14 protein-coding genes are annotated in these 14,532 nt (G+C 58.5%); 5 read left to right on the top strand and 9 right to left on the bottom strand.

The features are described 5' to 3' along the window. Window positions 1–52: 52 nt before the first annotated feature. A complete protein-coding gene (gene nudI, locus HV213_RS09515; RefSeq protein ID WP_181485504.1) occupies window positions 53–478 on the top strand; it encodes a nucleoside triphosphatase NudI in 426 nt (141 codons plus the stop codon). Here nudI and HV213_RS09510 read toward each other — a convergent pair. Beyond that, a complete protein-coding gene (locus HV213_RS09510; RefSeq protein WP_181485503.1) occupies window positions 470–1,885 on the bottom strand; it encodes a sensor histidine kinase in 1,416 nt (471 codons plus the stop codon). The genes nudI and HV213_RS09510 overlap by 9 nt on opposite strands. After that, window positions 1,872–2,546, bottom strand: coding sequence for a transcriptional regulator TctD (gene tctD / locus HV213_RS09505; protein WP_181485502.1), 675 nt, complete (start codon window positions 2,544–2,546; stop codon window positions 1,872–1,874). The genes HV213_RS09510 and tctD overlap by 14 nt, the downstream gene beginning before the upstream one ends. Window positions 2,547–2,681: 135 nt before the next feature. Here tctD and HV213_RS09500 point away from each other — a divergent pair, with 135 nt between their 5' ends. From HV213_RS09500 to HV213_RS09490, 3 genes are read left to right on the top strand one after another with little or no spacing between them, the layout of a single operon-like run. Beyond that, complete coding sequence (locus tag HV213_RS09500; RefSeq protein ID WP_181485501.1) at window positions 2,682–3,662, top strand: Bug family tripartite tricarboxylate transporter substrate binding protein; 981 nt, start codon at window positions 2,682–2,684, stop codon at window positions 3,660–3,662. 15 nt (window positions 3,663–3,677) lie between these two features. Then, complete coding sequence (locus HV213_RS09495) at window positions 3,678–4,109, top strand: tripartite tricarboxylate transporter TctB family protein (protein WP_181485500.1); 432 nt, start codon at window positions 3,678–3,680, stop codon at window positions 4,107–4,109. Window positions 4,110–4,120: 11 nt separating this feature from the next. Then, on the top strand, window positions 4,121–5,641 hold the full coding sequence (locus HV213_RS09490; RefSeq protein WP_181485499.1) for a tripartite tricarboxylate transporter permease: 1,521 nt from the start codon (window positions 4,121–4,123) through the stop codon (window positions 5,639–5,641). Between the two features lie 264 nt (window positions 5,642–5,905). Here HV213_RS09490 and HV213_RS09485 read toward each other — a convergent pair whose 3' ends face one another. Next, window positions 5,906–6,700: a T6SS immunity protein Tli3 family protein gene (locus tag HV213_RS09485; RefSeq protein ID WP_181485498.1), complete on the bottom strand. Its 795-nt coding sequence runs from the start codon at window positions 6,698–6,700 to the stop codon at window positions 5,906–5,908. A gap of 198 nt (window positions 6,701–6,898) precedes the next feature. Here HV213_RS09485 and HV213_RS09480 point away from each other — a divergent pair, with 198 nt between their 5' ends. Next, on the top strand, window positions 6,899–7,522 hold the full coding sequence (locus HV213_RS09480; RefSeq protein WP_181485497.1) for a DUF2238 domain-containing protein: 624 nt from the start codon (window positions 6,899–6,901) through the stop codon (window positions 7,520–7,522). Window position 7,523: 1 nt separating this feature from the next. Here HV213_RS09480 and menE read toward each other — a convergent pair whose 3' ends face one another. From menE to menF, 6 genes are all read right to left on the bottom strand, one after another. Further along, window positions 7,524–8,891, bottom strand: a complete 1,368-nt coding sequence (gene menE, locus HV213_RS09475) for an o-succinylbenzoate--CoA ligase (protein WP_181485496.1) — start codon at window positions 8,889–8,891, stop codon at window positions 7,524–7,526. Next, window positions 8,888–9,853: an o-succinylbenzoate synthase gene (gene menC, locus HV213_RS09470; RefSeq protein ID WP_181485495.1), complete on the bottom strand. Its 966-nt coding sequence runs from the start codon at window positions 9,851–9,853 to the stop codon at window positions 8,888–8,890. Before menC ends, menE begins: the two co-directional genes overlap by 4 nt. After that, on the bottom strand, window positions 9,853–10,710 hold the full coding sequence (gene menB, locus HV213_RS09465; protein ID WP_181485494.1) for a 1,4-dihydroxy-2-naphthoyl-CoA synthase: 858 nt from the start codon (window positions 10,708–10,710) through the stop codon (window positions 9,853–9,855). Before menB ends, menC begins: the two co-directional genes overlap by 1 nt. Before the next feature lie 14 nt (window positions 10,711–10,724). Next, entirely contained in the window at window positions 10,725–11,483 is a 759-nt protein-coding gene (gene menH / locus HV213_RS09460; RefSeq protein WP_181485493.1) for a 2-succinyl-6-hydroxy-2,4-cyclohexadiene-1-carboxylate synthase, read from the bottom strand. After that, window positions 11,480–13,150 (bottom strand): 2-succinyl-5-enolpyruvyl-6-hydroxy-3-cyclohexene-1-carboxylic-acid synthase, encoded by a 1,671-nt coding sequence (gene menD, locus HV213_RS09455; protein ID WP_181485492.1) that lies wholly within the window; start codon window positions 13,148–13,150, stop codon window positions 11,480–11,482. Before menD ends, menH begins: the two co-directional genes overlap by 4 nt. Window positions 13,151–13,227: 77 nt before the next feature. Next, complete coding sequence (gene menF, locus HV213_RS09450; RefSeq protein ID WP_228288599.1) at window positions 13,228–14,523, bottom strand: isochorismate synthase MenF; 1,296 nt, start codon at window positions 14,521–14,523, stop codon at window positions 13,228–13,230. Window positions 14,524–14,532: the final 9 nt, after the last annotated feature.

Genomic DNA, 14,532 nt, shown 5'->3' with positions numbered 1-14,532 from the left:
TCGCAAACTGGGCTATCTCAATGTTTACCCACGTCATCATTAAGGAAAAACCATGCGTCAAAGGACTATCGTTTGCCCGCTCATTCAACATGAAGGCCACTACCTGCTGTGCAAAATGGCCGACGATCGCGGCGTGTTTCCCGGCCAGTGGGCGCTATCCGGCGGCGGCGTGGAGCCTGGCGAACGTATCGAAGAGGCGCTGCGACGAGAGGTTCGCGAAGAGCTGGGCGAAAAACTACAGCTAACCCAGATTACGCCATGGACCTTTAGCGACGATATCCGGGTTAAAACCTATGCTGATGGCCGCCAGGAAGAAATTTATATGATCTACCTGATTTTCGATTGCGTTAGCGCCAATCGCGAAGTGACGATCAACGAAGAGTTTCAGGATTACGCGTGGGTGAAACCGGAAGATCTTCCCCATTATGATTTGAACGTAGCGACCCGTAAAACGCTGAGTCTGAAAGGCTTACTCTGAACGAGCAATCAAAAAACGCAGCCTGACCTTCAGCCCGCCCAACGTTTCGCTGCGCAGCAGTTGCGGATGGCTGCGGTGCAGGCGCGCAATATCGCTAACCAGCGCCAGCCCGAGCCCCGCGCCGGGATTATCACCGACGTTTTCCAGGCGATGAAAAGGCATTAACGCCAGTAAAATCTGCGTATCATCGATCCCCGGGCCGCTATCCTCGACGTCCAGCAGCACAGCGTTCCCATCTCGATGCAGGCTTAACGTCACGATACCGCCCTGCGGCGTATAGCGAATTGCGTTATCCAGCAGATTCGCACACAACTCGCTCAACAGCACGCAATCTCCGGCTATCATCACCGCCGATGGCTCGCCCTCATAACCAAGATCGATAGCTTTGCTCCGCGCCTGCACAAGCCGGGAAAAACAGCTGTTCTGAACAATCTCATGGAGATCAACCGGCGAAAAGGCATGCTCCCCCTGCTCTTTACGTTTGATAGTCGCCAGTTGCAGCAGGCGCTCAGTTAATAGAATCGTGCCGTCCAGGGTGCTGCTCATCGCCGCCAGGCTCTCTCGCCAAAGTTTGGGATCATCACTGGCCAGCGCCACCGAGGCCTGAGTTTTCAACACCGCCAGCGGGGTTTTAAGTTGATGAGAAGCGTCGGCGCTAAAACGTTCCTGGCGTGAAATCATCACCCGCAGCCGATCGATATAGCGGTTAAAAGCAACGATTAACAGACGGGTTTCCGACCACGGCAGCAGCTCCGGTAGCGGCGTCAGCAGACCGGGTTCACGGCGCACCATCAGCGCCGAAAGCTGGCGCATCGGTCGCAGCACGCGGCGCAGCAGCCAGCCGGTGAGCACCAGGGTTAACAACACCAACAGCCCTTGCGATATCCACGACGAGAACAGTAACTGTCCAGCCAACCATCGCCGCGACTCCAGCGTTTCGGCGATGTAGATTTCCGCCATTCCGGCAATACCGCCTTCATTCACTGGCTGCAGCAGGCGCGCCACGCGGATGGCCTGACCGCGATATTCGGTATGATAGAACCACGCCAGCGCCGGATAGAGTTGAGTACGAGAAGTCGATGGCGGCATCGCCGGAAGGTCGTCATAACCGGAAATCACCTGCCCCTCGGGGTCGAGAACTTTATAGTACAGGCGATCGTTCATATTCAGTTCAAAGCTATCCAGCACCACCCAAGGCACATTCACCTCAAGCTTACCGTGGCGCACCACCAGGCGTTCGGCTACGGTTCGGGCGGATGAGAGCAGCGTACGATCGTACGCCTGCGTCGCCGCCTGTAGCGCACTGACGTAGCTATTGAAGGCCGACAGCCCCCACAGTAAAACCAGCGGCAGCCCGAGAAACAACAGCAGTTGAGCGAATAGCGACTGCGGTTTAGCCCACCTCATGGGCCAATTCCAGCACGTAGCCCAATCCGCGCAAGGTAACGATCCGCACGTTGCTCTCCTGAAGCTTTTTCCGTAAACGATGAATATACAACTCGATGCTTTCCGGGCTAACGTCATCGCTCAGGCTGAAAACCTGCTCGAAAAGCTGCTGACGAGACACCGGGCGCGTGCGGCGAAACATCAACACCGTCAGCAGCGCCTGCTCGCGTGGAGTCAGCGACAACATCTGCCCACGCAGCAAAAAATAGCCTTCATCACGATATTCCAGTTCGCCGATCTGCTGGATCTCGTGCACTTGACCTTCACTACGCCGCAGCAGCGCCCGCAGCCTGGCATCCAGTTCTTCAAGCTCAAAAGGTTTCGGCAAATAGTCATCGGCCCCCACGTTCAGCCCTTTCACCCGATCCGCCACCGCACTGCGGGCGGTCAGCAGCAACACGGGAAGCGTCTGTCCACGTTTTCGCAGACGCTGCACCACTTCCAGCCCATCGAACCCCGGCATACCGATATCCAACACTGCCAGCGCATATTTTTCGCTTTGCAGCAGATGGTCAGCCGCCCGTCCGTCAAGTACGCAGTCTACGGCAAACCCGCTCTGCACCAGCGCTTTCTCCAGCCAGTGAGCCAGCTCACGATTATCTTCAGCCAATAAGAGACGCATATCACATCCTGTAAAGTTGCTGCTGCATTGAAAGGGAAATGAAAGGTAACTGTTTTAACAATCACGCAACTGAACTACTACATATCGGTTCACATAATCAGAAAAAACGTTCCCTGTACCCTACCGAGGAAGCCTATGAACATTTCATTCCTTCGCCATCTTAGTGCCATCGCTTTATGCCTGTGTACCGCCTCGGCTTACGCCACCGAGGCCCCATCCCGCACCGAATGTATCGCGCCCGCCAAACCCGGCGGCGGCTTCGATCTGACCTGCAAGCTGCTTCAGGTCAGCCTGATGGAGGCCGGCGCCATCAAAAAACCTATGCGCGTCACCTACATGCCCGGTGGCGTAGGCGCGGTGGCCTACAACGCCATTGTTGCCCAGCGCCCCGGAGAACCCGGCACCGTGGTCGCCTTCTCCGGCGGCTCGCTGCTCAACCTGTCGCAGGGAAAGTTTGGCCGCTATGGCGTCGATGATGTCCGCTGGCTGGCCAGCGTCGGCACTGATTACGGCATGATCGCCGTGCGCACTGACTCCCCGTGGAAAGACCTGGCATCGTTTATGGCGGCGATGGAAAAAAATCCCGCCAGCATTGTCATCGGTGCTGGCGCGTCCATCGGCAGCCAGGACTGGATGAAAGCGGCGCTGCTGGCGCAGAAAGCCAACGTCGACCCGCACAACATGCGCTACGTGGCGTTTGAAGGCGGCGGCGAGCCGGTAACCGCTCTGCTCGGCAATCATGTGCAGGCGGTCTCCGGCGATCTGAGCGAAATGGTGCCTTATCTCCAGGGCAATAAAATTCGCGTGCTGGCGGTCTTCTCCAGCGAAAGATTGCCAGGTGCTCTCGCCAACGTACCCACCGCCAAAGAGCAAGGTTACGATCTGGTCTGGCCGATTATTCGCGGCTTCTTCGTTGGCCCAAAAGTCAGCGATGCCGACTATCAGTGGTGGGTGGACGAGTTCAGTAAATTGCAGCAGACCGATGCGTTTAAAAAGCAGCGTGAACTCCGGGGCCTGTTTGAATTCAACATGAACGGCAAGGAGCTTGACGTTTACGTCAAAAAACAGGTGGAAGACTATCGCCAGCAGGCGAAAGCCTTTGGCCTCGCCAAATAATCAATGGAGGTTGCGATGAGCGATCGTATTTTTGCCGGAGTATGGCTGCTGCTCTGCGTGGGTGGAATGTTTATCGCCTGGCAAATCCACAGCGAGTACGCCTATGAACCCGTCGGCCCCCGCCCTTTCCCGGTGGGCATTATCGGCCTGATGCTGCTGTGCTCTGTGCTGATGCTCCTGCGTCGGCCCGATGCCGTGGCGTGGCCGGGGCGTCTGGTTTTACAACGTCTATTGACGATGGTGGTGGCACTGGTGGTCTATGCGTGGGGGTTTGAGTGGCTGGGTTTTCCCTTGTCAACCGCGCTGCTGACCGCCGTTTTCGGCCTGCTGTTTGGCGCGACCCTACCTGCGGCTGGCGTTGCTGGCATCATCATGGGCATCGCGCTGTGGTACGTCTTTGACGCTCTGCTTGATGTCACCCTGCCGCTCGGCATCTGGCTAATTTAACGGAGGAGTTTATGGATATCTGGATTTATCTGTCGCAAGGCTTCGCCGTCGCCATGACGCCGGGCAACCTGATGATTGCGCTGATCGGTTGCTTTGTGGGCACCATCGTCGGGCTATTGCCGGGGCTGGGTCCGATAAACGGCGTGGCGATTTTACTGCCGCTGGCTTTTGCCCTGCATCTACCTGCGGAGTCGGCGCTTATTCTGCTGGCGACGGTCTATATTGGCTGTGAATATGGTGGGCGCATTTCGTCGATTCTGCTCAATGTGCCCGGCGATGCCGCCGCCATTATGACCGCCATCGATGGCTACCCTATGGCGCAGCAGGGGCGCGGCGGCGTGGCGTTGTCCATCTCGGCGGTGAGCTCGTTTGTCGGTTCGCTTATCGCGATTATCGGGATGATTTTATTTGCCCCGCTGCTGGCCCAGTGGTCGCTGGCGTTCGGCCCGGCGGAATATTTCGCGCTGATGATTTTCGCCATCGCCTGCCTTGGCAGCATGATGGCGCAGAATCCGCTGAAGTCGTTCCTCGCCGCGTTAATCGGTTTGGGGTTGGCGACGGTGGGCGTTGATGCCAACACTGGCGTCTATCGCTTCACCTTCGATAGCGTTCATCTTTCCGATGGCGTGCAGTTTATCGTGGTAGTGATTGGCCTCTTTTCGGTCTCGGAAATTTTGCTGATGCTGGAAAGCACCAGCGGCGGGCAGAAACTGGTACGGAAAACCGGGCGCATGCTGTTTAACGCCAAAGAAGCGGGCCAGTGCGTGGGCGCGACGCTGCGCTCATCGGTAGTCGGCTTCTTTGTTGGTATCCTGCCGGGCGCGGGGGCAACCATTGCCAGCGCCATCACCTATATGACTGAGAAAAAGTTCAGTGGTAATAGCGACTCCTTTGGTAAAGGCGATATTCGCGGAGTGGCGGCGCCGGAAGCGGCAAATAATGCCTCCGCCTGCGGGTCGTTTATTCCGATGCTCACTCTCGGCGTCCCTGGTTCCGGGACCACTGCGGTGATGATGGGCGCGCTGACCTTATATAACATCACCCCAGGACCGGCGATGTTTACCGAGCAACCGGACATTGTTTGGGGCCTGATCGCCGCGCTGTTGATCGCTAACGTAATGCTGCTGATTATGAACATTCCGCTAATCGGCCTCTTTACCCGCATGCTCACCATTCCACTGTGGTTTCTGGTTCCGGCGATTGCCGCCGTATCTGCGGTTGGCGTTTACGCAGTACACAGCACCACTTTCGACCTGCTGTTGATGGTTGGGCTGGGCGTGCTGGGCTACATCCTGCGCAAAATGCACTTCCCGATGTCGCCGCTGATCTTAGGCTTCGTGCTGGGCGAGATGCTGGAGCAGAATCTGCGCCGCGCGCTGTCGATTAGCAACGGCAACATGGCGATTCTGTGGCAAAGCGGTGTGACGAAAACCCTGCTGCTGCTGGCGGTACTGGTTATCGTGGTTCCGCCGCTGGTGAAGTACTGGCGCAAGCGCCAGTTGATGACGAAAGGAGATCTCCCGGGAAGCTGACAGAATCCGCCTCCAGGTACGCCATTGCAGCATCCGCTATCTTCCCGGTGGCGCTGCGCTGACCGGGCTACAGGTCCGTGCCGTCTGCGGCCTGGTAGCCCGGACAAGGCGCGGCTGCTTCCCGGCTCGCGCTACGCTTAGCCGGGCTACAGGTTCACCGTCGTCTGTGGTCTGGTAGCCCGGACAGATGCGCAGCATCGCCTCCGGGAAACAGCGTGCATTGCGGCTTCCGCCGTTCTCCCCCGACCGCACTGCTGACCGGGGTTACGGGTTCACCGCGGTCAGCACTCTGGCGCGCGCATCGTCCCACTCGCGCCGTTCCTGCCCGCTGAGCTGGGCGGTCGCGCTACAGCGCATCGCATTCCATCCGGGATACTCATCGATCTGCGGCGGGTTATTCTGGCGCTGATTATCATAAAAAGACCAGCTGCTGTCGCGAGACAGGTCTGAACTGACAAGGTACCCCTCTTGTAGCTGCAGATAGATCTGGTTATTGACCACCGTCATCGCCATCTCCTCCTGCGGACGTTCATCCGCTAATCGCGGCAGGCGAATAGGGGTAAACATCCAGGTTTTACCGTGGTCGGCTGAAACGTTGAAACCATACAGGCGATAATGGAACTGCCCGTCGGCCATTTTTTGCGGCAAGCCGGTTCTGGGCACCACGACATACTGCTGCGCCGTGTGGACATAGCGAAACGACGTCGGTGCGGCCTGCCCATAAGGCACGCTGCCTGAACGCTCCGTCTCTGGGGTCGTCCATTCGTTTGGCGTTAGATCGCCAATCCGCGAAACAATATCCCGTTGCGTATCCAGATACCACATCACCCCCGAACAATAGCGCGGCGCCCGCCCGTGTCGCCCCAGCTTACCTCTGTCGAGCACGATATAACGCCAGGCGTCAAAACGGTAAATCACCTGCGGCCAAATTTCCTGCCCGCGCCAGTGACGATCGTCCTCGCGAATATGGCTGGAGAAAGGGTCGTCAACGCTCCAGGCGTTGAAAGGCGGAGCCAACAAAACGCAGAAAAAGGCGAGAATACGGAACCTGTTTTTCATTACCGTGCATCCCTGTCGGTTAGTCAAAGCTCTCTTTATGCAGCGCCGGTTCTGGCTTTAACCATGCTCCTTGTTCAGAGCTAAAAGTGGCGTCCTTTCCCGGAAGACAACTCAGGAGAACCGTGCCGCTAACGTTCAATATTGTATTTTCCCGGTATCCATCTGATAGTAACATCTTTAAACTTCTGGCGATATATTATGACCACCACGGTTTCCGGCTCGTTAATCAAATTCGCGGCCCTGGCGCTTCTACTTATCCTTGTTTATACCGGCATCAGCGCGGGAGATAAGCTCACCTGGCTAATGGAAGTTACGCCAGTCATCATCCTCGTTCCTTTGCTGCTGGCGACGCACTCACGCTATCCGCTAACGCCGCTGCTCTACATACTGATCTTCTTTCACGCCATTATTTTAATGGTTGGCGGGATGTACACCTACGCCAAAGTGCCCATCGGCTTTGATGTTCAGGCCTGGCTTGATTTGAGCCGCAATCCCTACGACAAGCTGGGACACTTTTTCCAGGGACTGGTCCCGGCGCTGGCGGCGAGGGAAATTTTGCTGCGCGGCGGCTACGTTCACGGGCGCAAAATGCTCGCGTTCGTGGTCTGCTGTATTGCACTGGCGATCAGCGCAGTCTATGAGCTGATTGAATGGTGGGCTGCGCTAGCACTGGGGCAAGGCGCGGATGAGTTTCTTGGCACCCAGGGCGATCCCTGGGATACCCAATCGGATATGTTCTGCGCCCTACTCGGCGCGCTGACCACCGTTTTCGTTCTGGGCCGCTGGCACACGAAGCAGCTACTGAGCATTCAGCAGTCCTGAACTACGGTATTACCTGCTGGTTAACCCACTCACGTAGCGCCCGGCGGGAAATTTTAATGCCGCCGGTTTTTAGCGTTTCGGGCAGTGGCAACCAGCGTACCGGCTGCTGGAAACGCGCCAGCTTATCAGCGCACCAGCTTGCTAAGGTTGCCGGGTCGCAATGTTCGCTGCACTCCACCACCGCCACCGGCCGCTGTCCAAATTCGGCATCATCCAGCGGTACAATAAAGACCTGCTGAATCTGCGGATGAGCGCCAATGACCCGCTCCATCTCTTCCGGTTGAATGCCCTCCCCGCCGCTGAAAAAGAGATTATCCATTCTTCCGAGAATGGTCAGATTGCCGTTATCAAGCCTGCCGCGATCGCGGGTAGCAAACCAGCCGTGTTCATTAACCAGTGGAACTATTTGCTCATCGCGCCAGTAGCCTTCAGCCATGCTGTCGGCCCGCAGCCAGACTTCACCGTCGACAATCCGCAGTTCGCGTCCCGGCAGCGGCTGCCCGACATCCGCCAGGCCATCGGCCTCTTTGGCGCACACCGTGGAAGCAAACTCAGTCAGTCCGTAGCCGCACCAGCAGCGGATACCGCGCGCCTTCGCCTGCTCGGTCAGCGCCACCGGGATCGCCGCGCCGCCCAGCAACACCGCTTTTAACGAAATTTCGCCATCATCGTTGAGCAGACGCCAGAGCTGAGTCGGCACCAGCGAGGCATGAGTACAGCCCTGCAATGCCTGCTCCAGCGGCTGTTTGTCACGCGCCGTCAGGACAGCGCCCGCATGCAGCCAGCGCCAGAGAATGCCCTGACCGGAAACGTGAAACAGCGGCAGCGACAGCAGCCAGTCATCTTCCGGCGCAAGCGGGATCATCGCCAGCACGCCTTCGGCGCTGGCGAGATGGGCGCGAAAAGTATGTACCGCCACTTTCGGTAAACCCGTCGACCCCGAAGTTAGCGTCATTGAGGCCAGGCGATCTTCGCGCCAGATAACGGCGTGTTCGCCTGACGCAAATTGCAGGGCCAGTGGGTTGTACATCAGCGCAAGAGCGTCGCCGTTTAGCGCCAGCGCATGACGCAGGCTTAGCGACGGTAGCAGTTCCGCTAACAAAGCGGATGGCAATTGCGGATTCAGCGGCAGGACGCGCGCGCCGCACTGCAATAGTGCCAGCCACGCCAGTAAGGCCTCCGGCTGATTGTAAGCGCGAAGCAGCACGCCATCGCCTTCGCTGACGCCCTGGGCGTGAAATCCCGCCGCCAGCGCATCAATTTGCGCGCACAGTTCTCGCCAACTCAGGCGCTGCTCGTTCAGACGCAGCGCCTGCGCCTCTCCCCGCAGCTGACGCCAGTGACGCCAGGGCCAGTCGCTAAATGTCACAGCAACGGCTCCAGCTCATCAACGGTCAGGCGCGGCAGGTCGCTTTCCGGCCAGCGACGAATCAGTTGGCCACGCATCAGGCTCAGAGTATCCAGACCGGGAATGGTGTGCGGCGTCAGCCAGGCGGCAATCCGCGCCAACTGCGTCAGGCCCAGGCTCGACTCAATGGATGAGCTGATAACCGCCGTCAGCCCCAGAGCATGAGCGGTTGCCACCTGCTGCTGCACTTTTTGCAGGCTGCCGGTCAACGTCGGTTTAATCACCACGGCCCGCAAACCCGGCTCGGCGGCAAACTCAAAATCCGCCTCGCGCAGGCTCTCATCCCAGGCAATTGCGATACCCGTTTCCTGTGCAAAAGCACGCGAGTCGTCGCGAGTTTTGCAGGGTTCTTCAAGGAAGGCGATACGCTCACGATATTGCGGATCGACGTATTTGGCGAACTGCTGGGCTTTCAGCGGCGTCCAGGCACGGTTGGCATCAAGACGCAACGTCAAATCAGGGATCGCTTCCAGCAGCAGGTTCACTACCATGCCGTCGCGCACCGCCTCATACAGGCCAACTTTGACCTTCGCCACCTTCTCGCCAGGCATCAGCGAAAGCTTCGCAAACAGCTCGTCCGGGTCGCCGGAACACAGCGGCGCGGCGCGATAATCCGCCGCCTGCGGCAGCTCACCGCACAGTTCCGCCAGCGCGCAGCTCACGCCGAAAGCCGCTGAAGGCGGCACTGGCAGCGCAGCGTCTTCGCCATCACGCCAGGCTTGCGCCCAGGTAAGCAGCGCCGCCTGCGCTTCGTCCAGCGTTTCAAGGCTGAATCCCGGCAGGGGAGAAATCTCCCCCCAGCCTTCGCGCTCGCCGTCACGCAAGCGCAGGAGCAAGCCATCGCGGGTTTTTAACCGCCGTTCACGCAGCACCACCCCCGCGTCCATCGGTAGCTGCCAGCGGTAAACTTGCGCCTGTCGCATTATGGATTCCGTTTAAATTTGCTGAAGTCCGGCTGACGCTTCTGGTTGAACGCGTTGCGCCCTTCCTGACCCTCTTCGGTCATATAGAACAGCATAGTGGCATTGCCCGCCAGCTCCTGCAGCCCCGCCTGACCGTCGCAATCAGCGTTAAGCGCCGCCTTCAGGCAGCGCAGCGCCATCGGGCTGTTTTGCAGCATTTCACGACACCAGCGCACGGTCTCTTTTTCCAGGTCCGCCAGCGGAACCACGGTGTTGACCAGGCCCATATCCAGCGCGGCTTTCGCGTCGTATTGACGGCACAGGAACCAGATTTCGCGAGCTTTTTTCTGCCCAACAATACGTGCCATATAGGCCGCGCCCCAGCCGCCGTCGAAGGAACCGACTTTCGGGCCGGTCTGGCCGAAGATGGCGTTTTCCGCAGCGATGGTCAGGTCGCACATCATATGCAGTACGTGCCCCCCGCCGATGGAGTAACCCGCGACCATTGCCACAACGGGTTTCGGGCAGGTGCGAATTTGACGCTGGAAATCGAGCACGTTGAGGTGATGAACACCGGAGTCATCCTGATATCCGCCGTAGTCGCCGCGAACTTTCTGATCGCCACCGGCACAGAACGCCTTGTCGCCTTCGCCGGTCAGGACGATAACGCCGATATTGTCGTCATAGCGGGCATCCGCCAGCGCCTGAATCATCTCTTTGACGGTCAGCGGGCGAAAGGCGTTGCGGACCTGTGGGCGGTTAATGGTGATTTTAGCAATCCCATCCGCCGACTTTTGATAACGAATGTCAGTGTAGCCTTCGGAACAGTCCTGCCATTCAACCGGGGCGTAAAGCATTGCTTCATCAAGAGAGATCATAGAGTGTCCTTCAGTTAACTCGCTAAAAACTGCGCCAGACAAGCAACTACTGCGGCAGGGTTTTCCCGATGCGCGTTGTGTCCGGCATGATTAATTACGTGTGTGGTTGCGGATAGCTCATCCGCGATGGCGCGAAACTTGTCATCGCGTTCGCCGCAAAGGTAATGAAATGGGAAATCACGAGTGCGTAATGCCCCACGGAGATCGGGCTGTTGACCAAGTGAGGTCGCCAGCAGCATCGCCGCTAAAGTCGTCCCGTTGTTACGGCTGCGCAGTGCAACCAGCGCCGCGCGCTGGGGCTCATCAAGGGAGGCAAAGACCGGCTGCTGATACCAGTCGGAGAAAACCTGCGCCAATGGCTCACAGCGAAAACGTTCAGCCCATGCTGCATCGCTACACAGGCGCAGCAGACGCTGGTTGTCATCCTGTAAACCCGGATGCCCGCCTTCGACGACCAGCCCGCAGAGACCTTTACGCGGCTGGCTGGCATAGGCCATCGCCACCCGTCCGCCAAGGGAGTACCCCACCAGCCAGTACTTTAGTATGTTGTAACTATTCAGCGTATTCTTAAGGAGCTGGCAGACATCGGCAAAGTCGCTCACTTCGATATTCGCCGAACCTCCGTGGCCCGGAAGGTCAAGATACAAACGCGGATACGCGCTAAACGCCTGGCCCACGGTGCGCCACTCGTGGCTATCGCCGGAAAATCCGTGCAAAAAAACCAGCCACGGATAGCCCGGCAGGCCCTGTTCAGCCACCGCGTGCAGCGTCATAGCTGGCTCACCTGCGCCAGCAGGTGTTGTAAGGTTTGCGCACCGTCGGTTTCATTCACCACCAGTTCAATCAGAGTGGCGCCGGGAGTACGCCAGGCGCCATCCAGCGCACTTTCGAGTTCACTCCACCCCGTGGGGCGATGATAAGGTAAGTTGAACATCGCCGCCGCATGGTCAAAATTGACGTTTTGCGGCATCAGATAGAACTGGCTTCGCTGGTCCTGCGGCGTTGGCAGCAGAGAAAAAATTTGCCCACCGTTGTTGTTGACGACAATCAGCACCAGCGGCGCAGATGCCTGACGCAGCAGCGCCAGCGAGTTAAGATCGTAGAGCGCCGACAGGTCACCGACGATAACCAGCGTCGGACGCGCGCTGGCACGCTGCACGCCAGCCGCCGTCGCCAGCAGGCCATCAATTCCGCTGGCCCCACGATTGCTATAAACCGGGTAGCCCGCCGGGAGCTGCGATAGCGCATCAATTAAGCGTACTACCAGGCTGTTGCCGACAAACAGCTGGCCCTGATCCGGCAGATAGCGACGGATTCTTTGCGCCAGCTGGGCCTCGCCGAAGGACTCGCTGTTGTCGACCGCCGCCTGCCATGCCTGGCGCGCCAGTTCAGGGATGGCGGAGGCCCACGGCTGGCGTTTTTCCGCCGGGTGTAGATCCAGCCAACGATCGATGGAACAGACGAGACGACGACCGCGATGCTGCGCCGGGTCAAGCCGCCCCGGCAGGTTATCCACCAGCCAGTACTCTTCTGGCTCACAGGTCGCCTGCCACTGCAAAACGCGTTTGCCGGTCAGGCTGCTGCCCAACTGGACAATGATTTGCGCCTGCGCAAGTTCGCTGACCGCCTTTGCGTTTCCGAGCCACAGGTCAGCGCACGGTAGCGGCTGTCCGGTTTGCGAGAGCACGTCGCCAATCAGCGGCCAGCCGAGCGTTTTCGCCCATTCGGCCACTTTCTTGCCTTCTTCGGCGCTCATGCGCCCGGCAACGATCACGCCGCGTTTTTGTCGCCAGAAAAACCAGTCGCGCTGCTTATCACTTGAAAGATGCAGGGACTGGCGCAGCCACGGTTTGTCGCTCTGCCACCAGTCACCTAGCTGCTGCTGCCACTCGACGCCGGTATCGTCCATATCGCCGTACAGCGGTTCGGCAAACGGGCAGTTGATATGCACGCCGCCGGAATGCAGCGCGCCAAGCGCCTGATCGAGGGTAGAGACCAGCCAGCGGGCCGGAATATCCTGCGACGGTCGCGGCAGCGATATCGTCTGCGATGGATGCGAGGCAAACATCCCCGGCTGGCGAATGGCCTGATTGGCACCGCAGTCGATCAGCTCCGGTGGCCGGTCAGCGGTAAGCAAAATGAGTTTCTCGCCAGTCAATCCGGCCTCTATCAGCGCTGGATAGAGGTTGGCCGTGGCGGTACCGGACGTAACAATTACCGCCACCGGCTGGCCGCTGGCTTTCGCCAGGCCCAATGCCAGATGGCCGAGGCCGCGTTCGTCAAAATGAGTGTGATGAATAAAAGCGCGGTTTTCCGCCGCCGCCAGGGTTAAGGGCGTTGAGCGCGAGCCGGGCGCAATGCAGATATGCTGCACGCCGTGGCGCGTTAAAGCTTCAAGGATCACCGCCGCCCAGCGTCGGTTAAATGCGCTTACTGACATGAATTTGTCCGGTATCAAATATTGAGGCTAAGTATAGATAATACAAAGTGATCGAGCTTTGATATGCATCGTTTTATCTAGGTTTCTGCAAGCAGTAACGAGCGCAATCCCGCCGCTTTATTGTCAATTTCCAGCCACTCTTGTTCAGGGTCCGAACCGCTGACGATTCCTGCCCCGGCGTACAATCTGAGCTTGTCTTGATCTACTTGCGCCGAGCGTAGGGAGACGCAAAATTCACTTTGCGCCAGCGACAGATAGCCAGCGGAACCGGCATACCAGTCGCGGGTAAAAGGTTCGTGGCGGGTGATAAAATCCAGCGCCGTCTGTCGTGGTAAGCCGGCAACCGCCGCCGTGGGCTGGAGCCGGTGCAGGCAGCGGGCGTCATCAGGTCTATCCAGCTCGGCCCAAATACAGCGCCGCAGATGCTGCACTTTACGCAGACGCACGACCTGCGGCGGCAGCACGTCCAGCACGCGAGTCTCCCCCTGCATACGCTGACAGATATCTTCCACCACCAGCATATTTTCGCGCTGGTTTTTATCATCATTCATCAGCCAGTCTGCCAGCTTTTGTGCCTGACGATCGTTCTCATGGCTGGCAGCGGTCCCCGCCAGCGCCTCGGTGCGCAACAGCGCGCCGCGCCGACGCCACAGCCGCTCCGGCGTCGCGCCGAAAAAGGCTTGCTGTGAATTAAAAGCCATCAGAAAGTGATAGCAGTTGAGATTACTGCGGCGGCTGGCGGCGACGATCGCGCCCGCATTTAACGGGGCAGAAAAATGTAAATCGGTGGCGCGGGCCAGTACCACTTTGTCCATTTTCCCGCCAGCTATAGTCTGTGTTGCTTGTTCAACCAGCGCCCGCCACTTCGGCCAGGCTGGAAAGTGCTGTTCACTTAACAGGGAGGGCATCGCCGCGGGGAGCGATTGTTCTGCTATTAAAAAATGGAGGAATTCACGCGCCGCATGGGCATCGTCATTAAGCGAAGTGTCGCTGCACAGCGTCAGCCGCAGGGTGGCTTTACCGCCCAGGCGACGCCACTCCAGCCTCGGCAGTATCAACATTCCCCGCTGCGGGTCAAACGCGTTAAGGCCGCAAATCCGCAGATCGTCGCGCCCCTGTTGCTGTAAAAAAGCATTCGCCTGAACTAAAGAAGGAAAGGTTTTTACCGCTCCCAGCGCGGCGAGTTCTTCATCACCGTTACGCTGCTGCCAGTAGAATTGCGGCCACACCGGCTGATGACTGCACCACAACAATGGGTCAAAAGCGTCATTCAGCGCAAAGGGGATATCGAAAATTCGCGTGCCGGGCGATGGCGGGAAATCTTCAGCCAGGCAGCCGAACAGGCTTTCCAGCGCGGTGGAAACAGACAGCACGCAAACCTC

The organism is Klebsiella sp. RHBSTW-00484, from assembly GCF_013705725.1.
GTDB lineage: Bacteria > Pseudomonadota > Gammaproteobacteria > Enterobacterales > Enterobacteriaceae > Klebsiella.
This window is presented reverse-complemented; position numbering and strand designations above follow the sequence as displayed.